This is a genomic window from Streptomyces sp. NBC_00513, from assembly GCF_041431415.1.
GTDB lineage: Bacteria > Actinomycetota > Actinomycetes > Streptomycetales > Streptomycetaceae > Streptomyces.
This window is the reverse complement of the sequence record NZ_CP107845.1, coordinates 3,832,020-3,857,804: the sequence shown is the minus strand read 5'-3', so window position 1 is coordinate 3,857,804 and position 25,785 is coordinate 3,832,020. Positions and strand designations below refer to the sequence as shown.

Here is a 25,785-nt window from a genome sequence, read left to right as displayed (position 1 = left end):
GCTTCCGCCTCCGCCTTCGCCTTGGCTTCGGCTTCCGCCTTCGCGGCGGCCTCGGCCTTCGCAGCCGCCTTCGCCGCCGCTTCCGCCTCGGCAGCCGCCTTCGCCGCCGCTTCCGCCTCTTCCACGGCGAGCGCCTCCGCCGCGAGTTCCTCCGCCGTCGGGCCCGGTGCCTTCACCGATTCCAGCAGCAACTGCGCCACGTCGACGACCTGGACGGATTCCTTCGCCTGGCCGTCGTTCTTCTTGCCGTTGACCGAGTCGGTCAGCATCACCAGGCAGAACGGGCACGCCGTCGACACGATGTCCGGGTTCAGGGACAGGGCCTCGTCGACACGCTCGTTGTTGATGCGCTTGCCGATCCGCTCCTCCATCCACATCCGCGCGCCACCGGCGCCACAGCAGAAGCCCCGCTCCTTGTGGCGGTGCATCTCCTGCTGGCGCAGCCCCGGAACGGCCGACATGATCTCGCGCGGCGGCGTGTAGACCTTGTTGTGCCGACCCAGGTAGCAGGGGTCGTGGTAGGTGATGAGGCCGTCCACCGGCGTGACCGGCGTCAGTCGGCCCTCGTCGAGCAGGTGCTGGAGCAGCTGCGTGTGGTGGATGACCTCGTACTCGCCGCCCAGCTGCGGGTACTCGTTCGCGATGGTGTTGAAGCAGTGCGGGCAGGTGGAGACGATCCGCTTCGCCGACTTCGGCTTCTTGGTGGACTCGTCCTCGTCGTCCTCGCCGAAGGCCATGTTGAGCATGGCCACGTTCTCCTGGGCGAGCTGCTGGAACAGCGGCTCGTTGCCCAGGCGGCGCGGGGAGTCACCGGTGCACTTCTCGTCGCCGCCCATGATCGCGAACTTGACGCCCGCCATGTTCAGCAGCTCCGCGAAGGCCTTCGTGGTCTTCTTCGCCCGGTCCTCCAGGGCGCCGGCGCAGCCGACCCAGTAGAGGTAGTCGTACTCGGAGAGGTCCTCCGCGTCCTTGCCGATGATCGGGACCTCGAAGTCCACCTCCTTGGTCCACTCGACGCGCTGCTTCTTCGCGAGGCCCCAGGGGTTGCCCTTCTTCTCCAGGTTCTTGAGCATCGTGCCCGCCTCCGACGGGAACGCGCTCTCGATCATCACCTGGTAGCGCCGCATGTCGACGATGTGGTCGATGTGCTCGATGTCGACCGGGCACTGCTCGACGCAGGCGCCGCACGTGGTGCAGGACCACAGCACGTCCGGGTCGATGACGCCGTTCTCCTCGGCCGTGCCGATCAGGGGGCGCTCGGCCTCCGCGAGGGCGGCCGCCGGAACGTCCTTGAGCTGCTCCGCCGTCGCCTTCTCGTTGCCCTCCATGTCCTTGCCGCCACCGGCGAGCAGGTAGGGGGCCTTGGCGTGCGCGTGGTCGCGCAGCGACATGATCAGGAGCTTCGGGGACAGCGGCTTGCCGGTGTTCCAGGCGGGGCACTGCGACTGGCAGCGACCGCACTCGGTGCACGTGGAGAAGTCGAGGATGCCCTTCCAGGAGAACTGCTCGACCTGGGAGACGCCGAAGACGTCGTCCTCGCCCGGGTCCTCGAAGTCGATCTCCTTGCCGCCGCTCGTCATCGGCTTCAGCTCGCCGAGCGCGACCGCGCCGTCGGCGTTCCGCTTGAACCAGATGTTCGGGAAGCCGAGGAAGCGGTGCCAGGCCACACCCATGTTGGTGTTGAGCGAGACGACGATCATCCAGATCAGCGAGGTGCCGATCTTGATCATCGCGGTGAAGTAGATGAGCGTCTGGAGCGTGTCGACCGAGAGGCCCTTGAAGGCCAGCACCAGCGGGTACGACAGGAAGTACGCCGGCTCGTAGTGGTCGACGTGGTGGATCGCACCTTCGAGGCCGCGCAGCGTCAGGATCGCGAGGCCGATGGTGAGGATGATGTACTCGACGAAGTACGCCTGCCAGGCCTTCGAGCCCGTGAAGCGCGACTTGCGACCGGCCCGCGAGGGAAGGTTGACCAGGCGGATGCCCATCAGCACGAGGATGCCGAGGATCGTCATCACGCCGATGAATTCGATGTACAGCTCGAACGGCAGGAAGCCGCCGATGATCGGCAGTGTCCAGTCGGCCTGGAAGAGCTGGCCGTAGGCCTGCGCCAGGGTCGGAGGCAGCGTCAGGAAGCCGATGGCGACGAACCAGTGGGCGAATCCGACGATGCCCCAGCGGTTCATGCGGCTGTGGCCGAGGAACTCCCTGACCAGGGTGATCGTTCGTGCTTTCGGGTTGTCCGTGCGGCTGCCCGCCGGCACGGGTTGGCCGAGTTTCACGAACCGGTAGATCTGCGCCACGGCTCGGGCGAGCAGCGCGACGCCGACCACGGTCAGGACCAGCGACACGATGATCGCGGCGAGTTGCATGGGAGGGCTCCTCGGGCGGGACTTACTAAGCGGTAACTTATTGAGTCAAGGCTTGAGGTTACCCAGTTCCCGCGCCGCAATGTAGGTGAGCGAGCGGTGATCTGTGTCGCTCAGGCATGCCTCTGTAGACAGGCGGCCCGAGGCGTCTGCGCGAGGATCGCGAGATCCATCCCCAGCCAATGGCTCTCCACATAGTGCCGGTCCAAGAGGGCCATCTCCTCCCAGGGGAGGTCGGAGCGCTCGCTGACTTGCCACAATCCGGTCATTCCGGGGCGTACGAAGAGTCGTTCGGGCCGGTCGGTGCCCGCCTCGGGGCGCGGTCCGACCAGCGACATCTCGCCCCGCAGCACGTTCAGCAGCTGCGGCAGCGCGTCCAGGCCGCACCGCTCCGCCATCGCGCCCGGCCGGCCGGTGTCCCGCGTCCGCAGTCGCCAGGTCCGGAACTCCCGCCCGCCCCGCCCGAGCGCGGGTTCCCGTACGAGGACCCCGCGCCGGCCCGCGTACAGCAGCCCCGCGGCGGCGAGCAGCGGCAGGGCGAACACCCCGAGCAGGATCGCCGCGCCGACGAGGTCGACCACCCGCTTGGCGGACAGGTCGGGGCGGGGGAGGGCGGGCCCGCGGGGCCTCGGCGGGTCGGCCGGGTTCGGCTTCGGCGGGGTGGGCAGGCGGAACGTCCGGGGTGGGCGCGGCGAGGGTGGTTGCGGGCGCATGGGGGCACGGTGCCCCACACGTTCGGCGGCCCCCGGATGCCGCGCGGGGTGGCGGCCGGAGGGTCGCCCGCTCGGCTGTGTGGCGGACGGGGCGGGTGTCGGCGGCGTGTCGCGACCCTGGTGAGCGTAAGGGCGGGATAAAAGTTGAGCGCCCTCGACTCAGCTCTGTTGACGTCGGCGCGGACGATGGTGCATGGTTGAGTCTGTTCCACTCAAGTCAGCTGGAGGAATCGAAATGGCACGTGCGGTCGGCATCGACCTGGGCACCACTAACTCCGTCGTCAGCGTTCTGGAAGGCGGCGAGCCCACCGTCATCACCAACGCCGAGGGCGCCAGGACCACGCCGTCCGTCGTCGCCTTCGCCAAGAACGGCGAGGTCCTCGTCGGAGAGGTGGCCAAGCGCCAGGCGGTCACGAACGTGGACCGGACCATCCGTTCCGTCAAGCGCCACATGGGCACTGACTGGAAGATCAACCTGGATGGCAAGGACTTCAACCCGCAGCAGATGAGCGCCTTCATCCTGCAGAAGCTGAAGCGCGACGCCGAGGCGTACCTGGGCGAGAAGGTCACGGACGCGGTCATCACCGTCCCGGCCTACTTCAACGACTCCGAGCGTCAGGCGACGAAGGAAGCCGGCGAGATCGCGGGTCTGAACGTCCTGCGCATCGTCAACGAGCCGACGGCCGCCGCCTTGGCCTACGGTCTCGACAAGGACGACCAGACCATTCTCGTCTTCGACCTCGGTGGCGGCACCTTCGACGTGTCGCTCCTCGAGATCGGCGACGGCGTCGTCGAGGTCAAGGCCACCAACGGTGACAACCACCTCGGTGGCGACGACTGGGACCAGCGCGTCGTCGACTACCTGGTGAAGCAGTTCCAGAACGGCCACGGCGTCGACCTGTCCAAGGACAAGATGGCGCTCCAGCGTCTGCGCGAGGCCGCCGAGAAGGCGAAGATCGAGCTGTCCTCCTCCACGGAGACCACGATCAACCTGCCGTACATCACGGCGTCCGCCGAGGGCCCGCTGCACCTGGACGAGAAGCTCACGCGCTCGCAGTTCCAGCAGCTGACCGCGGACCTGCTGGACCGCTGCAAGACCCCGTTCCACAACGTCATCAAGGACGCGGGCATCAACCTGTCCGAGATCGACCACGTGGTCCTGGTCGGCGGCTCCACCCGCATGCCGGCCGTCGCCGAGCTCGTCAAGGAGCTCACCGGCGGTCAGGACGCCAACAAGGGCGTCAACCCGGACGAGGTCGTCGCCATCGGCGCGACCCTCCAGGCGGGCGTGCTCAAGGGTGAGGTCAAGGACGTCCTGCTCCTCGACGTGACCCCGCTGTCCCTCGGTATCGAAACCAAGGGCGGCATCATGACCAAGCTCATCGAGCGCAACACCACGATCCCGACCAAGCGGTCCGAGATCTTCACGACGGCCGAGGACAACCAGCCGTCCGTGCAGATCCAGGTCTACCAGGGCGAGCGCGAGATCGCGGCGTACAACAAGAAGCTCGGCATGTTCGAGCTGACCGGCCTGCCGCCGGCCCCGCGTGGCGTCCCGCAGATCGAGGTCTCCTTCGACATCGACGCGAACGGCATCATGCACGTCACGGCCAAGGACCTTGGCACGGGCAAGGAGCAGAAGATGACCGTCACCGGCGGCTCCTCGCTCGGCAAGGACGAGGTCGACCGCATGCGCCAGGAGGCGGAGCAGTACGCGGACGAGGACCTGCGTCGCAAGGAGGCGGCCGAGTCCCGCAACCAGGGCGAGCAGCTCGTCTACCAGACGGAGAAGTTCGTCAAGGACAACGAGGACAAGGTCCCGGCCGACGTCAAGGCCGAGGTCGAGGCCTCCGTCACCGAGCTGAAGGAAAAGCTCAAGGGCGAGGACGCCGCGGAGATCCGCACCGCGACCGAGAAGCTCGCCGCGGTCAGCCAGAAGCTCGGCCAGGCCATCTACGCCGACGCGCAGGCCGCCCAGGCCGGTGGCGCGCCGACCGGTGACGCCGACCAGTCCAAGGCCGACGACGACGTCGTCGACGCCGAGATCGTGGACGACGAGAAGCCGAAGGGTGGCGCTGCCTGATGTCGGAGGAGACCCCGGGTTTCGACGAGAAGCCTGAAGTCCCCACCGGCGCCGAGGCGGACGACGCCGCCGCCGAGCCGAAGGCCGCCGACTCCTCCCCGGAGGAGAAGGCGGCCCCGGCCGGGGACTCGGACACTCAGGCCGTCGGCCAGGAAACGGCCCTCCTGGCGCAGCTGGACCAGGCCCGCACCGCGCTCGGTGAGCGCACCGCGGACCTCCAGCGGCTCCAGGCCGAGTACCAGAACTACCGCCGCCGGGTGGAGCGGGACCGGATCGCCGTCAAGGAGATCGCGGTCGCGTCCCTCCTGACGGAACTCCTCCCGACCCTGGACGACATCGGCCGGGCACGGGAGCATGGCGAACTGGTCGGCGGCTTCAAGTCGGTGGCCGAATCGCTGGAGACCGCCGCCGCCAAGATGGGGCTGCAGCAGTTCGGCAAGGAGGGCGAGCCCTTCGACCCGACGATCCACGAGGCCCTGATGCACTCGTACGCGCCGGATGTCACAGAGGACACCTGCGTGGCGATCCTGCAGCCGGGTTACCGGATCGGCGAGCGCACGATCCGCCCCGCGCGGGTCGCGGTGGCCGAGCCCCAGCCCGGGGCGGCCCCGGCCGCCAAGTCCGAGTCCGCGGACGGCGACACGCCGTCTGACAAGGACGCGGATGCCCCCGACAAGGGCTGACGTCCACCATGTAGCCGCACGAGAGGAGGGCCACCGGGGATGAGCACGAAGGACTTCGTCGAGAAGGACTACTACAAGGTCCTCGGTGTCCCGAAGGACGCCACCGAGGCCGAGATCAAGAAGGCGTACCGGAAGCTCGCCCGCGAGTTCCACCCGGACGCCAACAAGGGCGACGCCTCGGCCGAGGAGCGCTTCAAGGAGATCTCCGAGGCGAACGACATCCTCGGTGACGCCAAGAAGCGCAAGGAGTACGACGAGGCCCGCGCCCTGTTCGGCAACGGGGGCTTCCGCCCCGGTCCGGGCGGGGGCGGCGGCTCGTTCAACTTCGACCTCGGCGACCTCTTCGGAGGTCAGCCGCAGGGCGGCGGCGCGGCGGGCGGCTTCGGCGGCGGCCTGGGCGACGTCTTCGGCGGCCTGTTCAACCGCGGTGGCGCCGGCCCGGGTACGGGACCCCGTACCCAGCCGCGCCGCGGCCAGGACATCGAGTCCGAGGTCACGCTGTCGTTCACGGAGGCCGTGGACGGCGCGACCGTCCCGCTCCGGATGTCCTCGCAGTCGCCCTGCAAGGCCTGCTCCGGTACCGGTGACAAGAACGGCACCCCCCGGGTGTGCCCGACCTGCGTCGGCACCGGCCAGGTCTCGCGGGGCAGCGGTGGCGGCTTCTCCCTGACCGACCCCTGCGCCGACTGCAAGGGGCGCGGCCTGATCGCCGAGACCCCCTGTGACATCTGCAAGGGCAGCGGACGGGCCCGCAGTTCCCGGACCATGCAGGTCCGGATCCCGGCGGGCGTCTCCGACGGCCAGCGGATCCGACTGCGCGGCAAGGGGGCCCCGGGCGAGCGCGGCGGCCCGGGCGGCGACCTGTACGTCGTCGTCCACGTCGACGGGCACCCGGTGTTCGGCCGGCGGGACGACAACCTCACGGTGACCGTCCCGGTGACGTTCGCCGAGGCCGCCCTGGGCGCCGACATCAAGGTGCCGACACTGGGCGGCCCCCCGGTGACCCTGAAGCTTCCCCCGGGCACCCCGAACGGGCGTACGATGCGGGCCCGCGGCAAGGGCGCGGTCCGCAAGGACGGCACCCGCGGCGACCTGCTCGTGACGGTGGAGGTCGAGGTTCCCTCGGAGCTGTCCGACAAGGCCCGTGAAGCCCTGGAGATGTTCCGCGACGCGACGGAGTCGCAGGACCCGCGCGCCGCGCTGTTCGAGTCCGCGAAGGGAGCATGACATGGACGGCCGCCGCAGACAGTCCCGGTTGGGCGGGGCTTATCAGCTCACTGATGAGACCCCGGTCTATGTGATTTCGGTGGCCGCCCAGCTCTCGGGACTGCATCCGCAGACCCTGCGTCAGTACGACCGTCTCGGTCTGGTCTCCCCGGACCGGACGGCCGGCCGCGGACGTCGATATTCGGCCAGGGACATCGAGCTGCTCCGCACGGTGCAGGCGCTGTCCCAGGACGAGGGCATCAACCTGGCCGGCATCAAGCGGATCATCGAACTGGAGAACCAGGTCGCCGCCCTCCAACAGCGCGTGGCCGAACTGTCCACGGCCGTGGACGGCGCGGCCGCCGCGCTCCAGGCCCGCGAGGCCCAGGTGCACGCCTCGTACCGCCGCGACCTGGTCCCGTACCAGCCGCCGCAGCCGGGCAGCGCCCTGGTCGTCTGGCGCCCCAAGCGCCCGATGGACTGACACCGCCGCCCGACACCGGCACGCGACACCGCCGTTCGGCGCGCGAAGGCCCCGCCCGGATCACCCGGGCGGGGCCTTCCGCGTCGCTACAGGTGGTTGGCGTGGCCGCCGTGGTCGGCCTCGTCCTGCGGGAGGTGCGGGGCCGAGCTGTGCAGGATGCCGGACTGGGCGATCAGGAAACCGAGCTGTGCCCGGCTGCCGCTGCCCAGGGCCGTGGCCAGCCGGGCGATGTGCGCACGGCAGGTTCGTACGTTCATTCCCAGCCGGCGGGCGATGGCCTCGTCCACGTGCCCCTCGACCAGGAGCTGCGCGATGGACCGCTGCACGCCGGTGATGCCGTCGTGCATGTGCGTGTAGGTGACCTCCTCGCTCAGGGGCACGGCACGCCGCCAGAGCTGCTCGAACACCTTGATGAGGTAGTCGACGAGCCCCGGGTGCCGCAGCTCCAGAGCCACCCTCCGGTCGTCGCTGACCGGGATGAACGCCACCGTGCGGTCGAAGACGATGAGTCGCTCGATGAGCTCCTCCAGAGTGCGGATCTCCACCTTCCCCGCGGAGATCCGGTCCACGTACGCCAGCGTGCCCTGGCTGTGCCGCGCCGTGTGCTGGTACAGCGTCCTGATGCTGATGCCCCGGTCGATCAGCGGGGCGTCCCGCTCCAGGGCCTGTGTGAGGGCCAGGGAGGGCCGCGCACCGCCCGGCTGGATGGTCAGCATCTCCGTGTGGCACTCGGCCGTCGCCAGGTCCAACGCGGCGTTGATCCGCTCGAAACCCTCCAGGACCGTGATGGCGTGGGTGTTCGCCGGGTTCTGCGCACTGATGGTCAGAAACGGCTCAAAAGCATCGGTGAGATCTACAGCCGTACGTCGTCTGTCCTGGATCTCGCGTTCAATCGGATGCAGCCGTTGCGCCAGCGCGACGGACGGGGGAACCGGGCGGAGCTGGTTCGCGTCATCCGGGTCAGGCTGCACCAGGGCGAATTCAAGCAGGCAGGGGGCCTGCTGAACCTCGCTCCGAGCGATCCGGCCGGCGCTGAGCGCAGCCGTGTACAGCCGCGTTCCCTCAGGGCACAGGGACGTGACGGAGTGGGGATGAGTCGGGTTTGTCGCACTTTTGGGCAAATCTCCACCCCCCAGGGTCCTGAACATGCAAGAACATGATGCATCGTCCCTGTGGCATTGACGTGCCTGAATGAGCCATCGTCTGTGTGGCGGGGGAGAGGATTCCATCAAGTGAGGACGAAGCCGACCATGTATAAGAGAATGCTTCGCTCGGCGCTTGCCGTTGGTTTCTCCGCTGTTGCGGTCTTTGGGGTAGTCGGTGCCGTCGAAAGTGACGCGGGGGGCACCGCTCTGACCGGCGACAGTGGCTGGACCGGCGCGCCGGTGGGCAAGTCGGACAGCGGATGGACCGTGCTGCCGGCCGGTGACTCCGGCTGGACCCATGGTCCGTCCGGCAAGGCGGACGCGGGACCGACCGTGCTGCCGGCCGGTGACTCCGGCTGGACCAACGGCCCGACCCGCAAGGCGGACTCTGGCTGGACCGTGCTGCCGGCCGTCGACTCGGGCTGGACCAACGGCCCGTCCGGCAAGGCGGACAGCGGGTGGACCAGGATCCAGGTGGGTGACTCCGGCTGGACCAGCGCGCCCTCGCGCCTGTCGGACAGCGGCTGGACCAGCGCGCCCTCCGGCGCGTCGGACTCCGGCTGGACCGCTCTGCCTGTGATGGCCGTCTGATGACCCCCGACGACCGAGACTTCCGACGCGAGATGGCTTCGGCGTACCGGTCCGGGTGGCAGTTCATCGACCTTGCCACCGCGATCCCCCACGCCGGTGACTCGTTGATGGTCACCCTGTTCGGCCAGCCGATCGTCGTCGCGCGCGAGGAGGACGAAGACGTCCGTGCCTACCGCTGTCTGCGCCGCCCCCGGGGCGCACCGCAGCCCGTCCGCTGCGAAGTGCGGTACGGCATGGTTTTCGTCAATCTCGACCAGCGGGACCACCAACTCTTCGAACCCGACATCACCGCCGCCACCCCCCGAAGTGCCTGAAGCGATTCCCCCGTCGTTGCAGATCGCTCAGGCACTACCCCCACACAACGGCGCCATCGTGGACCTGACCACGATGGCGCCGTTGTGCTGTCCGCGTCCAGTGGTTGAACCGGACAAACACATCGGTCAGTTTCGCGTCCGTCCCCACGTCAGCCCCCGCGCCCACGCCTGCGCCCGGGGCGCCCGCGCCGGGGTCTGCCCCCGGGTCAGCCGCGTCCCATCGCGCGGTCCAGGGTGATCTCCATGACCACCCGGTCCGGGTTCGGCGAGGGCGTCCGCCCGTAGCGCTCCGCGTAGCGCGCCACCGCGTCCGCCACCGAGGCCTCGTCCGTGCGGATCACCGCGCGGCCCTCCAGCGTGGCCCAGCGCCGGCCCTCCATCTGGCAGACCGCGACCCGCGCCGTCGCGTCCGGCGCCGCCAGGACGTTGCGGATCTTCTTGCTGTGCCGGTTGCTGATCACCCGCGCCAGCCCCGCCTCGGGGTCGTACGTCACGCCGACCGGCACCACGTGCGGGCTGCCGTCGGGCCGCGGGGTGGTCAGGGTGCAGACGTGCCGCTCCTGCCAGAAGGCGAGGTACTCCGGCGTCGGGTTGAGTACGTCTTGGGGTGTCTTCGAACCAGGCATGGCCCGAAGAGTACGAGATGCCGCACCACACACCGCCTTGAGTGGAATAGACTCAACTTTGTGCACGCTATATGTGTCATGCCCCTGTATCGCGACGGAGAGGAGAAGCCGCAGTGGAAGCCGAGCTGACCAACAAGAGCCGGGACGCGCTGAACGCCGCCACCCGCAGGGCCGTCAAGGACGGCCACCCGGACCTGACCCCCGCGCACCTGCTGCTGGCCCTGCTCGCCAGCGAGGACAACGAGAACGTCACCGACCTGCTCGCCGCGACCGACGCCGACCAGGTAGAGGTCCGCGCCGGCGCGGAACGCCTGCTCGCCGCCCTGCCCAGCGTGACGGGTTCCACCGTCGCGCCCCCGCAGCCCACCCGCGAGCTGCTCGCCGTGCTCGCCGACGCCGACGAGACGGCCGGGAAGCTCGGAGACGACTACCTTTCCACCGAACACCTGCTCATCGCCCTCGCCGCCAAGGGCGGCGCGGCCGGCGAGCTCCTTTCCACCCAGGGCGCGACGGCGAAGAAGCTGCTGGCCGCATTCGAGGAAGCACGAGGAGGACGCCGGGTGACCAGCCCCGACCCCGAGGGTCAGTACAAGGCCCTGGAGAAGTTCGGCACCGATTTCACCGCGGCGGCCCGCGAGGGCAAGCTCGACCCGGTGATCGGCCGCGACCAGGAGATCCGGCGGGTCGTGCAGGTCCTGTCGCGCCGCACCAAGAACAACCCGGTCCTCATCGGCGAGCCCGGCGTCGGCAAGACCGCCGTCGTCGAGGGCCTCGCCCAGCGCATCGTCAAGGGCGACGTCCCCGAATCGCTGAAGAACAAGCGGCTGGTCTCCCTCGACCTCGGCGCCATGGTCGCGGGCGCCAAGTACCGCGGCGAGTTCGAGGAGCGACTGAAGACGGTCCTCGCGGAGATCAAGTCCAGCGACGGCCAGATCATCACCTTCATCGACGAGCTGCACACCGTCGTCGGCGCGGGCGCCGGCGGGGACTCCGCCATGGACGCGGGCAACATGCTCAAGCCCATGCTGGCCCGCGGCGAGCTGCGCATGGTCGGTGCCACGACGCTCGACGAGTACCGCGAGCGGATCGAGAAGGACCCGGCGCTGGAGCGCCGCTTCCAGCAGGTGCTGGTGGCGGAGCCGACCGTCGAGGACACCATCGCGATCCTGCGCGGGCTCAAGGGCCGCTACGAGGCCCACCACAAGGTGGTCATCAACGACAGCGCCCTGGTCGCCGCGGCCACCCTCTCCGACCGGTACATCACCTCCCGCTTCCTGCCCGACAAGGCCATCGACCTCGTCGACGAGGCCGCGTCCCGGCTCCGCATGGAGATCGACTCCTCCCCGCTGGAGATCGACGAGCTCCAGCGCTCCGTGGACCGGCTGCGCATGGAGGAACTGGCGCTGAAGAACGAGTCCGACCCGGCCTCGCTCGAACGGCTGGAGAAGATCCGCAAGGACCTCGCCGACAAGGAGGAGGACCTGCGGGGCCTCACCGCCCGCTGGGAGAAGGAGAAGCAGTCCCTCAACCGCGTCGGCGAACTCAAGGAACGCCTCGACGACCTGCGCGGGCAGGCCGAGCGCGCCCAGCGCGACGGCGACTTCGACACCGCCTCCCAGCTGCTCTACGGGGAGATCCCGACGCTGGAGCGCGAGCTGGCGGAGGCCACCGAGGAGGAGGAAGAGGCCACCAAGGCCGGGACCTCCAAGGACAGCATGGTCAAGGACGAGGTCGGCCCCGACGACATCGCGGACGTGGTGGGCGCCTGGACCGGCATCCCCGCCGGCCGGCTCCTGGAGGGCGAGACCCAGAAGCTCCTGCGCATGGAGGAGGAGCTGGGCCGCCGCCTGATCGGCCAGTCCGAGGCCGTGCGGGCCGTCTCCGACGCGGTGCGCCGCACCCGCGCCGGCATCGCCGACCCGGACCGCCCGACCGGCTCGTTCCTCTTCCTGGGCCCCACGGGCGTCGGCAAGACGGAGCTGGCCAAGGCCCTCGCGGACTTCCTCTTCGACGACGAGCGGGCCATGGTCCGCATCGACATGTCGGAGTACGGCGAGAAGCACAGCGTGGCCCGCCTGGTCGGCGCCCCTCCCGGCTACGTCGGGTACGAGGAGGGCGGCCAGCTCACCGAGGCCGTCCGGCGCCGCCCGTACAGCGTCGTCCTGCTCGACGAGGTGGAGAAGGCGCACCCCGAGGTCTTCGACGTCCTGCTCCAGGTGCTCGACGACGGCCGCCTCACCGACGGCCAGGGCCGCACCGTCGACTTCCGGAACGCGATCCTGATCCTGACCTCGAACCTGGGCAGCCAGTTCCTGGTCGACCCGGCGACCTCCGAGGAGGACAAGAAGGCACGGGTCCTGGACGTGGTCCGGGCCTCCTTCAAGCCGGAGTTCCTCAACCGCCTCGACGACCTGGTGGTCTTCTCCGCCCTGAGCAGGGACGAGCTCGCCCACATCGCGCGGCTCCAGATCGACCGCCTCGCCAAGCGGCTCGCCGCCCGCCGCCTCACCCTGGACATCACCCCCGAGGCGCTGGCCTGGCTGGCGGACAAGGGCAACGACCCGGCGTACGGCGCCCGACCCCTGCGCCGGCTGATCCAGACGGCCATCGGGGACCGCCTCGCGAAGGAGATCCTGTCCGGCGAGGTCAGGGACGGCGACACCGTACGGGTGGCCGTGGCCGGGGAAGACCTGCTGGTCGGCAAGGTCCTCTAGGCCCTGTCGGTCGTACCCTGGGCGGTGGGGGCCGAAGGATCCGGGCCCCCGCCGCCCCCGCGACGAGCGGCCACGCGCCGGGTCGTGTGGGGCCCCGTCCTCCTTACCTGAGTCCTACTCGTGTCCGCCCGGAGCGGATCGTGCGTGCGGGGCTGGACACGGGGTGGGACCGATGGTGGAGGATGTGGTTCATCCGCACGAAGGGAAGTACACGGTGAGCATCGACCCGGCCTCGATTCCGAACTTCGGAGGGCAGCAGCCCGATCCGCAGGCCACAGGACCGGCGGGCCCCGTCGTCCCCGACCAGGATCTGGTCAAGCAGCTGCTGGAACAGATGGAGCTCAAGTACGTCGTCGACGACGAGGGTGACCTCGCGGCGCCGTGGGAGGAGTTCCGCACGTACTTCATGTTCCGCGGCGAGGACGAGCAGCAGGTCTTCTCGGTGCGGACCTTCTACGACCGCCCGCACGAGATCGAGGACAAGCCGCAGCTCCTGGAGACGATCGACGACTGGAACCGTCGCACCCTGTGGCCGAAGGTCTACAGCCACACGCACGACGACGGCTCGGTCCGCCTGATCGGTGAGGCGCAGATGCTGATCGGCACCGGCGTCAGCCTGGAGCACTTCGTGTCCTCCACGGTCAGCTGGGTCCGTGCCTCGATCGAGTTCGACAAGTGGCTCGTCGAGCAGCTCGGCCTCGAGAAGGACGTCGACTCCGCCGAGGGCGAAGAAGACAAGGGCGACGACAACAACTAGTCGCCCCCACAGCGGTACGCGCGCCACGAGGAGCAGGTACGCCCCGCGGCCGCACGAGAGCCCGGACGACATGGGGGTCACCACGACCCCCGATGCGCGCCCGGGCTCTCGCGTTCCCGCGACCGGGGGACCGCGACGGGGGTCCTACAGCCGCCCGAGGCGGTCGACGGCGTCGCGCAGGACGTCCTCCCGCTTGCAGAACGCCCAGCGGACCTGGGTGGCGCCGGCGGACCGGTCGTCGTAGAAGACCTGGTTGGGGATGGCGACCACACCGCAGCGTTCGGGCAGGGCGCGGCAGAAGGCGAGCCCGTCCTTCTCCCCGAGGGGGGTGATGTCGGTGGTGATGAAGTAGGTGCCCTGGGGCCGGTAGACCTCGAAGCCGGCCGCCGTCAGGCCGTCCGCGAGGATGTCGCGCTTGGCGGCGAGGTCCGCGCGGAACGTGTCGTAGTAGGAGTCCGGAAGCGCCAGGGCCTCCGCGATGGCGTACTGGAACGGGCCCGAGGCGACGTACGTCAGGAACTGCTTCGCGGAGCGGACCGCCGCCGTCAGGGCGGGCGGGGCGGTGACCCAGCCGACCTTCCAGCCGGTGAACGAGAACGTCTTGCCGGCCGACGAGATCGTCACCGTGCGCTCGCGCATGCCGGGCAGCGAGGCCAGCGGTACGTGGGTGCCCTCGAACACCAGGTGCTCGTAGACCTCGTCGGTGACGACGAGCAGGTCCCGCTCGATCGCGAGTTCCGCGACGGCCGCCAGTTCCGCCGGGGTCAGCACCGTGCCGGTCGGGTTGTGCGGGGTGTTCAGCAGCAGCAACCGGGTGCGCGGGGTCACGGCGGCGCGCAGGGCGTCGACGTCGAGACGGAAGTCCGGCGCGCGCAGGGTCAGCGGTACGCGGACGGCCCCCGCCATGGCGATGCAGGCGGCGTAGGAGTCGTAGTACGGCTCCAGGGCGATGACCTCGTCGCCCGGCTCCAGCAGGGCCAGCAGGGAGGCCGCGATGGCCTCCGTCGCGCCCGCCGTGACGAGGACCTCCGTGTCGGGGTCGAACGCGAGTCCGTGGAAGCGCTCCTGGTGGTGGGCGATGGCGGTGCGCAGCTCGGGGACGCCGGGGCCGGGCGGGTACTGGTTGCCCTTGCCGTCCCGGATCGCGCGCACGGCCGCCTCGGCGATCTCGGCGGGACCGTCGGTGTCGGGAAAGCCCTGACCGAGGTTGATCGATCCGGTGCGGGCGGCCAGCGCCGACATCTCCGCGAAGATCGTGGTGCCGAAGACCGCCAGGCTGCGGTTGAGGAAGGGGCGGCTGCCGGCCGCGGGTGCGCTCATGACGGCCATCCTGCGGGCAACCTCTGGAGTTGCTCAAGTGTGCTTTGACGCCGATGGCCTGAGGGAATCTCCCCGGCACACGGGACGCGGGGATCCCGGACCCCGGGGGACCGGGGTGTCAGAGAGGGGCCGAAGATGGTGCTGATCGCAGTGCTCGTCGGAGTGGGCGTGTTCACGCTCGTGGTCGTGGGGATCGTCAGGGCGGCCGTCAAGGCGGGCGGCGCGGCCCGCCGCCGAAGTGGCGGAAGCCACTGGGCCGGGGGAGGATCTTCAGGTGGGTGTTCGACCGGATCCTCCTGTGGTTCGTCGTCCTCCTGCGGCTCGTCGTCCTCTTCCTGCGGTTCGTCCTGCGGGGGCGGGGGCTGCGGGTCCAGTTGACGAACACGGTCGGAGCCGGACCCGAGTAAAAGAGACGCCCAGCGGGGACAACTTCCCTCGGGCGTCTCCTTGTTCGGCTGCTTGTTACGGCGTACGGGGGGCACGTTGTTGAACACGTGAACTGTGTAGCCCCCGGGGGGATGTAAACCCCGTCAAGTTGGGTAAAAACGCTGTGAGTGCCGTGCCTTTCATGATTCCCTCGGTTGAGTAGACCAGTCCTCGGACCTCCCTGGACTTCCTGTGGACCCGTGCCGGTGTCCCCCCACCCGTTGACCACCGCTGGCGGGCCCCGGCCACCTCTCCCTCGCGCGTTTGCGGAGCCGACTCATGCTCACGACCCTCCAGACCACCTATACCGACACGCGTGCCGCCGATCTCGCCTGGGCCCTGGGTCGGGAGCGGCTGCCCGCCTTGGCCGTACTGAACCTCCGGCTCGACGGGGCGAACGTGGAGTTGCGCCTGCTCGGGGCCTCCCACCAGGTCCTTCTGGAGGAGGGCGAGGTGCTCTGTTCGGAGACCGTCGCCTGCATGCCCGGCAGCAGCACACCGTTGCCGCTCGGCGTGGCCAAGCGGGTCGGCGACTGGGAGTACGAGTTCGCCGCCCGCGTGGAGACCCTGTCGCGCGGCTCGTTCGCCGGGAGGGCGCAGGAACTGCTCGCGCTGGTCGCGGATCACCCGAACGGGCTCGCCGGGACCTTCCCGGGAAGCCCGCACGCGTTCACCGCCCTACTCGCGCAGCGGTACGAGGGCCAGGTCCGCTGGCGGACCTGGCACGCGTACCCGCAGGAAGGGCAGTTGGTGGCCACGCGTACCCGGGTGGGCATGCGGACCGGGTCGCCGACCGCGACCACCCCAGAGGCGACGGCCGCGCTGCTGTAGGCCGTTCCCGTCGAGGGGCGGGGCCGGTCGGGGCTCGGCGGGTCCTGTCGGTCGAGGGCGTTCGCGGCCCGCGACCCACCGGCCCTCGTGGCGCCGGTGGTTGCGCCCGGGTTACGCCAACTGGGCGGATCAGTACGCCACTTGCACCCATGTGGGTGACAGGGTGCGAGTGGGCGGTGACGTACGGTTCGCTTCATGATCGACCGTTCCGTCCCGCGCCGGGTATTGCCGGCTCCGGAGTCACGGGGCGTGGCGACCCGTCCGGCCGCCCTGCCCGTACGGCCCCGGACCGGCCGGCTCCTCGTCCTGGCCACCGTGTTCGTATGCGCCGCCTGCGGGCTCGTCTACGAACTGGAGCTGCTCGCCCTCGGCTCCTACCTGATCGGCGACTCCGTCACCCAGGCGTCGATCGTGCTGTCCGTCATGGTCTTCGCCATGGGCGTCGGCTCGCTCCTCGCCAAACGGCTCAGGCGTCGGCCCGCCTTCGGCTTCGGCGCCATCGAAGCCGCGCTCGCGCTGATCGGCGGGCTCTCCGCGATGGCCCTGTACGCGAGCTTCGCCTGGCTGGGGGAGTCCAGACCCGCGCTCGTCGCGTTCTCCTTCGCCATCGGGGTGCTCATCGGGGCGGAGATCCCGCTGCTCATGGTCCTGATCCAGCGCATCCGCAGACAGGACGCGGGCGGCGCCGTCGCCGACCTGTTCGCCGCCGACTACGTGGGCGCCCTGGTCGGTGGGCTCGCCTTCCCGTTCCTGCTGCTGCCGCTGCTCGGCCAACTCACCGGCGCCCTGCTCACCGGCACCGTCAACACCCTCGCCGGCGGCGGACTCGTGCTGTGGCTGTTCCGCCACGACCTCAGCCGGCGCTCCCGCTGGCTGCTGATCTGCGCGAACGTGACCGTCGTGGCCGTCCTCGCCTCCGCGACCGTCCTCGCCGACGACTTCGAGCGGGTCGCCCGGCGTGCCGTCTACGGCGGGGAGGTGCGGGTCGCCGTCCAGACCGGCGTCCAGGAACTCGTGCTCACCGGGCCGGGCACCGGCTCCCCGCGCTCCCTCGACCTGTACCTCGACGGCCGGCTGCGGGTCAGCGGCTACGACGAGTACCGCTACCACGAGGCACTCGTCCACCCCGCGATGACCGGCCCGCACACCAGGGTCCTCGTCCTCGGCGGCGGCGACGGGCTCGCCGCCCGCGAAGTCCTGCGCTACCCGGACGTCGCCTCCGTCACCGTCGTCGAACTCGACCCGGGAGTGGTCCGGCTCGCCCGCACCGACCCGATGCTCTCGCGGCTCAACGCGCGGGCGTACGCGGACCCCCGGCTCGGAGTCGTCACCCAGGACGCGTTCCGCTGGCTGCGCGGTCGGGGCGGCCGGGACCGCTTCGACGTGATCGTCTCCGACCTCCCCGACCCCGGCATCACCCCCAGCACGAAGCTGTACTCGCAGGAGTTCTACGGGCTGGCGGCGCGGGCCCTGCGCCCCGGCGGCCGGATCGCCGTGCACGCGGGGCCGCTGGCCGGCCGGCCACGCACCTACTGGACCGTCGAGAGCACCCTGCGCGCCGCCGGCCTGCGGACCACCCCCTACAGCGCGGGCGGCCGCCTCACCGGCTTCGCCGCCGGACCCGACCGCACCCCCGGCGGCGGCGTCGGCCCACCGCAGGACTGGGGTTTCGTCCTCGCCGCCCGCGCCGTCGTTCCCGAGCTGCGGGTCGACCGCGACACGCCGGGGCTGCGCTCGCTGTCCACCCGCGCCCTCCAGGACGCGACCCGGGACGCCGAGCGCACCCGCCTGGACGGGCTGCCGCCCTCCACCCTCCCGCACCCGAGGTATTCCTGAGGGCTGTCCCGCCAGGGATCGCGGGACAGCCCCTTGGGCCTGCCGTCACCGTGGCGCGGGCCCGCGCCGGCCCCGCACGGTCGCGCCCGGCCCCGGGCACACGGCCGTGGGACGCGGGGGCCGCCGGCAAGATCGGGAACGGGCCACCGGCGCGGGCACCTGGTGCCGGATCGGGCGCGCGGGCGGGTCTCGTCGGTAGGCTCGACCGCATGGAGCATCAGGTGTTCGTTCCGGTACCCGCAGACGACCTCCGGGCCGTGCTGCGTGATCCCGTCCGTACGGCCCGTTGCGTACCCGGGTTCCAACAGGACGCCGACACCGACACCGGGCCGCTGTCGGGCCGGCTGAAGGCGCGGATCGGCGGACACACCGTGACCTACCGGGGCTCCCTGGCCGTCACCGAACGGGACCCCGACCGGTTCGCCGTCGAGGGCGAGGGCACCGAGGCCCGGGGCAGCGGCACCGTCAAGCTCTCCCTCCTGCTGCGACTCACCCCCCAGGGGGACGGGACCCGACTGGAGTTCACCGGCGGGGCGACCGTCGACGGCCGGGCCGCCGGGTTCGCCCCCGAGGCCACCGCCATCGCCGTGCAGCGGCTGTTGGACCGCACCGCCGCGCAGCTCGCCGCCACGGCCGGCGCCGCCGTGGAGCCGGTGGCCGACGCCGTTCCCGGCGCCGATGCGGCGGCCTCGGATCGCATGGCCGACGCGGAGGAAGCGGATCGCGAGGGCGACGCCGAGGACGCCGGATTCGAGGCGGACACCGAGGACACCGAGGATGCCGAGGACGCCGAAGGGACCGAGGACGACGGGGTCACCGCGTCCGTCTTCGACACCGACGTGCCGCCCCCGTCCCTCGATCCCTTCTTGGAAGGCGAGTTCGGCGGGGTCGGTGGTCCCGCACGGCCCCCGGCCGAGGCGGCCCACGCCCGCCGCACGATGATCGGCCGGAGCGCCGAGGAGGTGGACCACGCGCCGCCGCGGGGCCGCTACGCCCCCGTCCCGGCTCCCGCCGCCGGCGCGGCCGGAGTCAACCTGCGCTGGTTGGCCCCCGCCGCCGCCCTTGCCGTGGCCTCCGCAGTGGTGGTCGGCCGGGTGCTGCGTCGCCGTCGCTGACTTCCGTCCGGGGCGCGGTGTGACGTGAGGTATGCCCCGGGGCACGTGGGACCTCCGGCACCCGTAGGGTCGGCCGTATGAGTACGCGACTGAGCGCCGGCGGCGCCGAGCTGACGATCGACCAGGAGAACGGCTGCCGGATCAGCAGTCTGCGCGTCGACGGGACCGAACTCCTGCGACAGGGCCCCCGGTACGGGTCCTTCCCGATGGTTCCGTGGTGCGGGCGCATCGGGGACGGGCGGTTCCGTGACGGCGGCGCCGTCCACCAGATGCCGCAGAACCAACCGCCGCACGCCATCCACGGCTTCGGCCGGGACGCGGCGTGGCGGCCGGGAGGCGCCGACGCCACCCGCGCCGCCTTCACGTACGACCTCCGCGACCCGTGGCCGCACAGCGGCAAGGTCACCCAGATCTTCGAACTGGGCGAGGACGCGTTGACGCTCACCCTGGGCGTGGAGACGTACGAGGACTCCTTCCCGGCCCAGGCCGGCTGGCACCCGTGGTTCAACCGCACCCTGGCCGCCGACGGCCCGGAGGTCCGGATCGGCTTCGAGGCGGCCTGGCAGGAGGAGCGCGGCGCCGACCACCTCCCCACCGGGCGGCGCGTCGACCCGAAGCCCGGCCCCTGGGACGACTGCTTCGGGATGCCGGACGGCGTGGACGTCACCCTCACCTGGCCCGACGCGCTGGAGCTGCGGATCACCAGCCGGGACGAGTGGGTGGTCGTCTACGACGAGCAGGCCGAGGCCGTCTGCGTCGAGCCGCAGTCCGGCCCCCCGAACGGGCTGAACACGCTCCCCCGGCTGGTCACGCCCGTGGACCCGCTGGAGATCTCCACGACGTGGACGTGGCGGCGGCTCGGGTAGCGCGCAATTAAGCTCGACGCCATGAGTGACGTACGGGATGCGCTTCTGCAGCAGATCAAGGACAAGGCCGTCGTGCACGGCAAGGTGACCCTCTCCTCCGGGCGGGAAGCCGACTACTACATCGACCTCCGCCGGATCACCCTCGACGGCGAGGCCGCCCCGCTGGTCGGTCAGGTCATGCTCGACCTGACCGCCGACCTCGCCTTCGACTGCGTCGGCGGCCTCACGCTGGGCGCCGACCCGGTGGCGACCTCGATGCTGCACGCCTCCGCCGCGCGCGGCGGGTGCCTGGACGCCTTCGTCGTGCGCAAGGCGCAGAAGGCGCACGGCATGCAGCGCCGTATCGAGGGCACCGACGTCAAGGGCAAGCGCTGCCTGGTCGTCGAGGACACCTCGACCACCGGCGGTTCCCCGCTGACCGCCGTGGAGGCGGTCCGCGAGGCCGGCGGCGAGGTCGTCGCCGTCGCCACCATCGTGGACCGGGGCGCGGCCGACGCCATCGCCGAGGCGGGCCTGCCCTACCTCACCGGATACCGCCTTGAGGACCTCGGCCTCTCCTAGGCCGTCTCCTTCGGACCCTGCCGGGACCCGGGTCGGTCGTCGCCGTCTCACCAGGCGGCCCCCCAGGGTCGGGTGCGACCGGCTTCCGGCCGGCCCGACCACATGGGGGCGGTGGCCCCCGAAGGCTTCTTATCGCGCTCTGACCTGCTCTTTCGTGGCCGGGCGGAATGTTTCACGTGAAACGTCCCGCCCGGTTTTCGCATGTGGCGTGGACGGTGGGGTGGAGTGTCGCGCGGAGTCTGGAAGGATGGGGTCGACGATGACGTCGCCCCCAGGTCAGGGCCCGCAATAAGCACACTCCCCGCACATCCAAGGAGCGGACAGATGCCCATCGCAACCCCCGAGGTCTACAACGAGATGCTCGACCGGGCGAAGGCAGGAAAATTCGCCTACCCGGCCATCAACGTGACCTCGTCCCAGACCCTGCACGCTGCCCTGCGCGGCTTCGCGGAGGCCGAGAGCGACGGCATCATCCAGATCTCCACCGGTGGTGCGGAGTTCCTGGGTGGCCAGCACAACAAGGACATGGTCACCGGCGCGGTCGCCCTGGCCGAGTTCGCGCACATCGTCGCCGCCAAGTACGACATCACCGTCGCGCTGCACACCGACCACTGCCCCAAGGACAAGCTGGACGGCTATGTCCGCCCGCTGCTCGACATCTCCGCCGAGCGCGTGGCCCGCGGCCTGAACCCGCTCTTCCAGTCGCACATGTGGGACGGCTCCGCCGAGACCCTGGCCGACAACCTGGCCATCGGCCAGGAGCTGCTCGCCAAGGCCGTCGCCGCGAAGATCATCCTTGAGGTCGAGATCACCCCGACCGGCGGCGAGGAGGACGGCGTCAGCCACGAGATCAACGACGAGCTGTACACCACCGTCGACGACGCGATCCGTACCGCCGAGGCCCTGGGCCTGGGCGAGAAGGGCCGCTACCTGCTGGCCGCCAGCTTCGGCAACGTGCACGGCGTGTACAAGCCGGGCAACGTGGTCCTGCGCCCCGAGCTCCTCAAGGACCTCCAGGCCGGCGTCGGCGAGAAGTACGGCAAGCCCTCGCCGTTCGACTTCGTCTTCCACGGTGGTTCGGGCTCCACCGCCGAGGAGATCGCCACCGCGCTGGAGAACGGCGTCGTGAAGATGAACCTCGACACCGACACCCAGTACGCCTTCACCCGCCCCGTCGTGGACCACATGTTCCGCAACTACGACGCGGTGCTGAAGGTCGACGGCGAGGTCGGCACGAAGTCCAAGTACGACCCCCGCACCTGGGGCAAGGCCGCCGAGGCGGGCATGGCCGCGCGCGTCGCGGAGGCGTGCACCAACCTGCGTTCCACCGGTACCCGGCTGAAGTAGTCCGGCCCGTACCCGGTAGAGGGGTTCGTCGGTCCCATGGGGGCCGGCGGGCCCCTTTCGCGTGTGCCCGTCGCGCCGGGACCCGGCGGAGGTGACATACGCCGGTGGACTGCCGCCCGGCCATGGTGTGGAATCTACCCACAGGAACGTACCCGCGGTTATGTAATGGCGGTGGGGCAGGAGAGGCGGCAGCCATGAGGACGGAACGACCCCAGGTCAAGCAGGAACGGGCGGTCCGTACCCGCCAGGCCATCCTGCAGGCGGCGGCGGTGGTGTTCGAGGAGCACGGCTACGAGGCGGCGAAGCTCTCCGACATCGTCAACATCGCCAAGGTCACCAAGGGCGCCCTCTACTTCCACTTCGACTCGAAGGACGACCTGGCGCAGGCCGTCGTGGACGCGCAGAACCAGGGTCAGCCGCAGGCCCTCCCCCAGAGTCACAAGGTGCAGGAGTTCATCGACATGGGGATGATCTTCGCCCACCAGCTCCGGCACGACGTGCTGATGCGGGCCAGCGCACGGCTCACCCTGGACTGGGCCGGTCGCGAACTCGACCAGGCGGCGCCGTACACGGCCTGGATCGAGCTGCACACGGAGGTGCTGACGGAGGCGAAACGGCGGGGCGAACTCCTGCCGGACGTGGACCCGGTGGTTCCCTCGCGGCTGGCCGTGGGCTCGTTCGCCGGACTGAACAGGATGGCCTGGACGCTCGGTATCGACCTGGACCCCCAGGCCTCCGAGATGTACAGCCACATTCTCCCGAGCATGGTCGTCCCGGCCCTGGCGATCCGGCTGGACACCGCCCCGGGGCGGGGCGCCCGCGCGCTGTACGGTCCGCACGGCCGACACGAGTGTCTGGCCGACTGCCCCACGGGCGTCCCGCCCGCAGCGGTCGAGAGCGAGGAGCGGGGGGAGCCGGTGACGGCCTGACACCCCCTTCACACGCTCTCCCCAACCGACCTCTTCCCAAAAAAATCCTTCCGGGTATTATTTTTCATCGGACCCGGGGGGGATACGTGGACATCGAGCTGCTCGGAAAGCTGCGCGTCAGCGAGAACGGCGTGCCCGTCACGGCGCCCACACCGGAGTCCCGTCACCTGTTGGCCGCCCTCGCCGCCTGCCCCGACCGGGTCGTGCCGATCCGTGTGCTCGCCGACGAGTTGGCCCACCGCACCCCGACCGCGAACGCCCGGTCCGTCCTGCTCACCGCCGTGCGTCTGCTGCGCGAACGGTTCACGCAGGCCCAGGCGATCGGATCGGTACGCGATGCCCGGACGGTGCTCTCCGCGCGGTCCGGCGGGTATGTTCTCGACACCGGCGGCGGTCGATCGGACGCCCAGGAGTTCGAACGGGAGGCGGGCGCCGGCTATCGCGCCATGAGCCGGGGCGACTTCGAACAGGCGGCCCGCAGGCTGCGCCGCGCCCTCGACCTCTGGACCGGCCCCGCCCTCGCCGGCATCGACGCGGGCCCCTGGCTGGCCGGCCGCGTCGCCGTCCTGGACGCCGACCGGCGCGCCGTGCTCGGACAGTGGGTCGAGGCCGAACTGTTCCTCGGACGGGACCGGGAACTGCGCCTGGAACTCGCCGGACTGCGCGGCGGACACGAACGGTCCGGCGGCGCCTACCTGGCCGACCTGCTTCGCGCCGAGCGACGCGTCGAGGCACTGCGCGCGCCCCGCCCGACCCCGCGGTTCAGCCTCGCCTGACCCGGCCGCCGCTTGACCCCCCGTCACCCGGAACCTAGGTTCGAGTTCCGGACAGAGAAGCGCTGGTCGGGCGGGGGAGGAGCAGGATGCCTGGAGACGGGGGCGGCTCGCTGGCCGTACTGGAACTGCTCGTCGCGGAGGCCCCGCAGAGCGCCTACGACGCCCTGCTGCTCGAAGCGCGCGAAGCCGGCGCCGACGGCGAGGAACTCGCCCGGCTCACCCGCGCGGTGGACCTGTCCCGCTCGGTGCGCAGGAACGCGAGGCGCCGCGAGCAGCGGGAGGCCGCGCTCACCGCCCTGGTCGACACCGCGCACGACCTGACCTCGCCCTACGACATCGACGGCCTGCTGCGGCTGATCACCCGCCGGGCCCGCCGGCTCCTCGGCTTCGACATGGCCTGGCTGTCGCTGAGCCGCCCCGACGGCTCTGCCTACGTACGGACCTCCGAGGGCGAGACCACCGCCCTGAACGTCGGCCTCGAACTCGGCACCGGCCGCGGCCTGGGCAGCATCGCCCAGGACCGCCGCTCCCCGGTCTGGAGCGCCGACTACCTGAACGACGACGCCATCGCGCACGCCCCCGGCATCGATGCCGTGGTCCGCGCCGAGGGCCTGCACGCGATCATCGCGGTCCCGCTCCGGCGCGGGGACTCCACCCTCGGCGCGCTCTACGGAGCCGACCGCGCCGTACGGCGGTTCGGGCCCGACGAGATCGGCATGCTGCTCTCCCTCGCCGACCTGGCGGCCGTCGCCATCGAGAAGGCCCGGCTGCTGGAGCAGACCCGGGACGAGGTGCACGAACTGGAGGTCTTCGGCTCCCGCACCAACACCGCGCTCACCCGCGTCCGTTACCTCTGGGAGTGCCACGCCCGGCTGGCCGGACTGGTCCTGGACGGCGCCGGACTGCCCACCCTGGCGCGGGCCACCGCCGACGCCCTGGACGGAGTGCTCCAGGTACGTGACCCGGGCGGACGGCCGTTGACCGTCACCGGCGAACTCCCCGACCTGGACGAGGCGGCGGTGACCAAGGCCGCGCTCCAGGCGCTGACCGACCGGCGCCCCGTGGGCCTGCCCGGCGACGTGTGGTTGGCGCCCGTGCTGGCGGGCGCCGAGGACCTCGGAGTGCTGCTGCTCAGCGCGTCCGCGCCGCTGGTGGAGGAGGACGTACGGCTGTTGCAGCTCGCCGCCCAGTCGGTGGCCTCCCTGATGCTCATCCAGCGCGGCACGGCCGCCGCCGAGGGGCCCGTGCACGAGGAACTCCTCGCCGACCTGCTGGAACGGCCCCACTCCGTCGGCCTGCACCTGCCGGACCGCACCCGCCGCCTCGGCCTCGACCTGGACCGGCCGCACGTGGTCGTGGTGGCCCGACCGGAAGGCGGGGAACTGGGCAAGGCCGTCGCCTGGGCGTCCTCGTACGCGTACCGGATGGGCGGGCTCAAAGGGGTCCGCCGGGGCTGCATCGTGCTGGTCCTCCCGGGCACGGACGCCTCGGCCGCCGCGCACCGGGCCTCCGGCGAACTGTCCCCACTGCTCGGCCACGCCGTGTCCACCGGCGCCGCCGGACCGGCGGCCGGGCCGGGGGAAGTGGCCCGGGTGTACGCGGAGGCGGTGCGCTGCCTGGACGCGCTGACCGCGCTGGACGGGGCCGGGGGTACGGCCTCGCTGCGTGAACTGGGCTTCCTCGGACTGCTGTTGTCCGCCGACCACGACGTGGAGGCGTTCATCGCCTCGACCATCGGGCCGGTCCTGGAATACGACACCGACCGCCTCACCGACCTGACCCGCACGCTGGACGCGTACTTCGCCTCGGGCGGCAGCCCGACACACGCGGCGGAGGAACTCCACGTGCACCCGAACACGGTGTCGCGCCGGCTGGAGCGCATCGCGGAACTCCTCGGCGAGGGATGGCAGAAGCCCGCGCAGGCCCTGGAGATCCAGATGGCGCTGCGGCTGCGCAAGGCGCGGGCGGTGCTTGACGCCCGGCGGTCGAGTGGCCGGGCGGAAGCGTAGGGCTCCGCCGGTTGCTCCGAGCTTTCGGGGCTCCGCCCCGGACCCCGCGCCTCAAACGCCGGCGGGGCTGGATCTGCCGGACCC

Annotated in this window: 22 protein-coding genes and 1 pseudogene; 18 read left to right on the top strand and 5 right to left on the bottom strand. The window is 70.9% G+C overall.

The window, feature by feature from the left end; genetic code table 11:
* Positions 1 to 149: 149 nt before the first annotated feature.
* Together OHA84_RS17770 and OHA84_RS17765 are read right to left on the bottom strand one after the other, a co-directional pair.
* Positions 150 to 2,372 (bottom strand): annotated as a pseudogene (locus OHA84_RS17770) (heterodisulfide reductase-related iron-sulfur binding cluster); the annotation flags it as partial.
* A 110-nt stretch (positions 2,373 to 2,482) separates the two neighbouring features.
* Positions 2,483 to 3,082: a sugar transferase gene (locus tag OHA84_RS17765; RefSeq protein WP_266970835.1), complete on the bottom strand. Its 600-nt coding sequence runs from the start codon at positions 3,080 to 3,082 to the stop codon at positions 2,483 to 2,485.
* Positions 3,083 to 3,317: 235 nt separating this feature from the next.
* Here OHA84_RS17765 and dnaK point away from each other — a divergent pair, with 235 nt between their 5' ends.
* Genes dnaK through OHA84_RS17745 form a run of 4 tightly spaced genes read left to right on the top strand, consistent with a single transcriptional unit; the run spans position 3,318 to position 7,538 of the window.
* Positions 3,318 to 5,165 (top strand): molecular chaperone DnaK, encoded by a 1,848-nt coding sequence (gene dnaK, locus OHA84_RS17760; RefSeq protein WP_053684365.1) that lies wholly within the window; start codon positions 3,318 to 3,320, stop codon positions 5,163 to 5,165.
* Positions 5,165 to 5,848 (top strand): nucleotide exchange factor GrpE, encoded by a 684-nt coding sequence (gene grpE / locus OHA84_RS17755; protein ID WP_053684364.1) that lies wholly within the window; start codon positions 5,165 to 5,167, stop codon positions 5,846 to 5,848. Before dnaK ends, grpE begins: the two co-directional genes overlap by 1 nt.
* Positions 5,849 to 5,887: 39 nt before the next feature.
* Positions 5,888 to 7,075: a molecular chaperone DnaJ gene (dnaJ, locus tag OHA84_RS17750; protein WP_266970837.1), complete on the top strand. Its 1,188-nt coding sequence runs from the start codon at positions 5,888 to 5,890 to the stop codon at positions 7,073 to 7,075.
* 1 nt (position 7,076) lies between these two features.
* Positions 7,077 to 7,538 carry a heat shock protein transcriptional repressor HspR gene (locus tag OHA84_RS17745; RefSeq protein WP_053684360.1) on the top strand — a complete coding sequence of 154 codons (462 nt, stop codon included), beginning with the start codon at positions 7,077 to 7,079 and terminating at the stop codon, positions 7,536 to 7,538.
* 86 nt (positions 7,539 to 7,624) lie between these two features.
* Here OHA84_RS17745 and OHA84_RS17740 read toward each other — a convergent pair whose 3' ends face one another.
* Positions 7,625 to 8,686 (bottom strand): helix-turn-helix transcriptional regulator, encoded by a 1,062-nt coding sequence (locus OHA84_RS17740; protein WP_266948354.1) that lies wholly within the window; start codon positions 8,684 to 8,686, stop codon positions 7,625 to 7,627.
* A gap of 237 nt (positions 8,687 to 8,923) precedes the next feature.
* Between OHA84_RS17740 and OHA84_RS17735 the strand changes: the two genes are divergently transcribed.
* Both OHA84_RS17735 and OHA84_RS17730 read left to right on the top strand, forming a co-directional pair.
* The gene (locus tag OHA84_RS17735; RefSeq protein ID WP_053684356.1) at positions 8,924 to 9,274 is read left to right on the top strand and encodes a hypothetical protein; all 351 of its coding nucleotides are present in this window, start codon (positions 8,924 to 8,926) and stop codon (positions 9,272 to 9,274) included.
* The gene (locus tag OHA84_RS17730; RefSeq protein ID WP_053684354.1) at positions 9,274 to 9,588 is read left to right on the top strand and encodes a (2Fe-2S)-binding protein; all 315 of its coding nucleotides are present in this window, start codon (positions 9,274 to 9,276) and stop codon (positions 9,586 to 9,588) included. The genes OHA84_RS17735 and OHA84_RS17730 overlap by 1 nt, the downstream gene beginning before the upstream one ends.
* Positions 9,589 to 9,794: 206 nt before the next feature.
* On the opposite strand, the gene OHA84_RS17725 is transcribed toward OHA84_RS17730, so the two are convergent.
* Positions 9,795 to 10,214, bottom strand: a complete 420-nt coding sequence (locus tag OHA84_RS17725) for a pyridoxamine 5'-phosphate oxidase family protein (RefSeq protein ID WP_266970839.1) — start codon at positions 10,212 to 10,214, stop codon at positions 9,795 to 9,797.
* 113 nt (positions 10,215 to 10,327) lie between these two features.
* On the opposite strand from OHA84_RS17725, the gene clpB reads away from it, so the two are divergent.
* Positions 10,328 to 12,928: an ATP-dependent chaperone ClpB gene (gene clpB, locus OHA84_RS17720; protein WP_266970840.1), complete on the top strand. Its 2,601-nt coding sequence runs from the start codon at positions 10,328 to 10,330 to the stop codon at positions 12,926 to 12,928.
* Between the two features lie 214 nt (positions 12,929 to 13,142).
* Complete coding sequence (locus tag OHA84_RS17715; protein ID WP_053684367.1) at positions 13,143 to 13,685, top strand: YbjN domain-containing protein; 543 nt, start codon at positions 13,143 to 13,145, stop codon at positions 13,683 to 13,685.
* 144 nt (positions 13,686 to 13,829) lie between these two features.
* On the opposite strand, the gene OHA84_RS17710 is transcribed toward OHA84_RS17715, so the two are convergent.
* A complete protein-coding gene (locus OHA84_RS17710; RefSeq protein ID WP_371591406.1) occupies positions 13,830 to 15,014 on the bottom strand; it encodes a pyridoxal phosphate-dependent aminotransferase in 1,185 nt (394 codons plus the stop codon).
* Positions 15,015 to 15,283: 269 nt separating this feature from the next.
* Here OHA84_RS17710 and OHA84_RS17705 point away from each other — a divergent pair, with 269 nt between their 5' ends.
* The 10 genes from OHA84_RS17705 (at position 15,284) to OHA84_RS17660 (ending at position 25,701) form a co-directional block, all read left to right on the top strand.
* Complete coding sequence (locus OHA84_RS17705; protein WP_266970843.1) at positions 15,284 to 15,412, top strand: hypothetical protein; 129 nt, start codon at positions 15,284 to 15,286, stop codon at positions 15,410 to 15,412.
* 298 nt (positions 15,413 to 15,710) lie between these two features.
* Complete coding sequence (locus OHA84_RS17700; RefSeq protein WP_053684345.1) at positions 15,711 to 16,262, top strand: DUF2617 family protein; 552 nt, start codon at positions 15,711 to 15,713, stop codon at positions 16,260 to 16,262.
* Between the two features lie 195 nt (positions 16,263 to 16,457).
* A complete protein-coding gene (locus tag OHA84_RS17695) occupies positions 16,458 to 18,098 on the top strand; it encodes a polyamine aminopropyltransferase (protein ID WP_053684343.1) in 1,641 nt (546 codons plus the stop codon).
* Between the two features lie 209 nt (positions 18,099 to 18,307).
* A complete protein-coding gene (locus OHA84_RS17690; RefSeq protein ID WP_266948344.1) occupies positions 18,308 to 19,213 on the top strand; it encodes an SRPBCC domain-containing protein in 906 nt (301 codons plus the stop codon).
* A gap of 77 nt (positions 19,214 to 19,290) precedes the next feature.
* Positions 19,291 to 20,079, top strand: coding sequence for an aldose epimerase (locus OHA84_RS17685; protein WP_053684339.1), 789 nt, complete (start codon positions 19,291 to 19,293; stop codon positions 20,077 to 20,079).
* Positions 20,080 to 20,100: 21 nt separating this feature from the next.
* The gene (gene pyrE, locus OHA84_RS17680; RefSeq protein WP_266948340.1) at positions 20,101 to 20,640 is read left to right on the top strand and encodes an orotate phosphoribosyltransferase; all 540 of its coding nucleotides are present in this window, start codon (positions 20,101 to 20,103) and stop codon (positions 20,638 to 20,640) included.
* A gap of 324 nt (positions 20,641 to 20,964) precedes the next feature.
* The gene (gene fbaA / locus OHA84_RS17675; RefSeq protein WP_053684335.1) at positions 20,965 to 21,987 is read left to right on the top strand and encodes a class II fructose-bisphosphate aldolase; all 1,023 of its coding nucleotides are present in this window, start codon (positions 20,965 to 20,967) and stop codon (positions 21,985 to 21,987) included.
* A gap of 194 nt (positions 21,988 to 22,181) precedes the next feature.
* On the top strand, positions 22,182 to 22,916 hold the full coding sequence (locus tag OHA84_RS17670) for a ScbR family autoregulator-binding transcription factor (RefSeq protein ID WP_266970847.1): 735 nt from the start codon (positions 22,182 to 22,184) through the stop codon (positions 22,914 to 22,916).
* A gap of 86 nt (positions 22,917 to 23,002) precedes the next feature.
* Complete coding sequence (locus tag OHA84_RS17665) at positions 23,003 to 23,692, top strand: BTAD domain-containing putative transcriptional regulator (protein ID WP_053684331.1); 690 nt, start codon at positions 23,003 to 23,005, stop codon at positions 23,690 to 23,692.
* An 86-nt stretch (positions 23,693 to 23,778) separates the two neighbouring features.
* Positions 23,779 to 25,701 (top strand): helix-turn-helix domain-containing protein, encoded by a 1,923-nt coding sequence (locus OHA84_RS17660; protein ID WP_053684329.1) that lies wholly within the window; start codon positions 23,779 to 23,781, stop codon positions 25,699 to 25,701.
* The last annotated feature ends 84 nt before the right edge of the window (positions 25,702 to 25,785 follow it).

Coding starts and splice junctions, on each gene's coding strand:
- OHA84_RS17765 (WP_266970835.1), bottom strand. CDS start 3,082: ATGCGCCCGCAACCACCCTCGCCGCGCCCACCCCGGACGTTCCGCCTG.
- dnaK (WP_053684365.1), top strand. CDS start 3,318: ATGGCACGTGCGGTCGGCATCGACCTGGGCACCACTAACTCCGTCGTC.
- grpE (WP_053684364.1), top strand. CDS start 5,165: ATGTCGGAGGAGACCCCGGGTTTCGACGAGAAGCCTGAAGTCCCCACC.
- dnaJ (WP_266970837.1), top strand. CDS start 5,888: ATGAGCACGAAGGACTTCGTCGAGAAGGACTACTACAAGGTCCTCGGT.
- OHA84_RS17745 (WP_053684360.1), top strand. CDS start 7,077: ATGGACGGCCGCCGCAGACAGTCCCGGTTGGGCGGGGCTTATCAGCTC.
- OHA84_RS17740 (WP_266948354.1), bottom strand. CDS start 8,686: ATGTTCAGGACCCTGGGGGGTGGAGATTTGCCCAAAAGTGCGACAAAC.
- OHA84_RS17730 (WP_053684354.1), top strand. CDS start 9,274: ATGACCCCCGACGACCGAGACTTCCGACGCGAGATGGCTTCGGCGTAC.
- OHA84_RS17725 (WP_266970839.1), bottom strand. CDS start 10,214: ATGCCTGGTTCGAAGACACCCCAAGACGTACTCAACCCGACGCCGGAG.
- OHA84_RS17710 (WP_371591406.1), bottom strand. CDS start 15,014: ATGGCCGTCATGAGCGCACCCGCGGCCGGCAGCCGCCCCTTCCTCAAC.
- OHA84_RS17700 (WP_053684345.1), top strand. CDS start 15,711: ATGCTCACGACCCTCCAGACCACCTATACCGACACGCGTGCCGCCGAT.
- OHA84_RS17695 (WP_053684343.1), top strand. CDS start 16,458: ATGATCGACCGTTCCGTCCCGCGCCGGGTATTGCCGGCTCCGGAGTCA.
- OHA84_RS17690 (WP_266948344.1), top strand. CDS start 18,308: ATGGAGCATCAGGTGTTCGTTCCGGTACCCGCAGACGACCTCCGGGCC.
- OHA84_RS17685 (WP_053684339.1), top strand. CDS start 19,291: ATGAGTACGCGACTGAGCGCCGGCGGCGCCGAGCTGACGATCGACCAG.
- pyrE (WP_266948340.1), top strand. CDS start 20,101: ATGAGTGACGTACGGGATGCGCTTCTGCAGCAGATCAAGGACAAGGCC.
- fbaA (WP_053684335.1), top strand. CDS start 20,965: ATGCCCATCGCAACCCCCGAGGTCTACAACGAGATGCTCGACCGGGCG.
- OHA84_RS17670 (WP_266970847.1), top strand. CDS start 22,182: ATGAGGACGGAACGACCCCAGGTCAAGCAGGAACGGGCGGTCCGTACC.
- OHA84_RS17660 (WP_053684329.1), top strand. CDS start 23,779: ATGCCTGGAGACGGGGGCGGCTCGCTGGCCGTACTGGAACTGCTCGTC.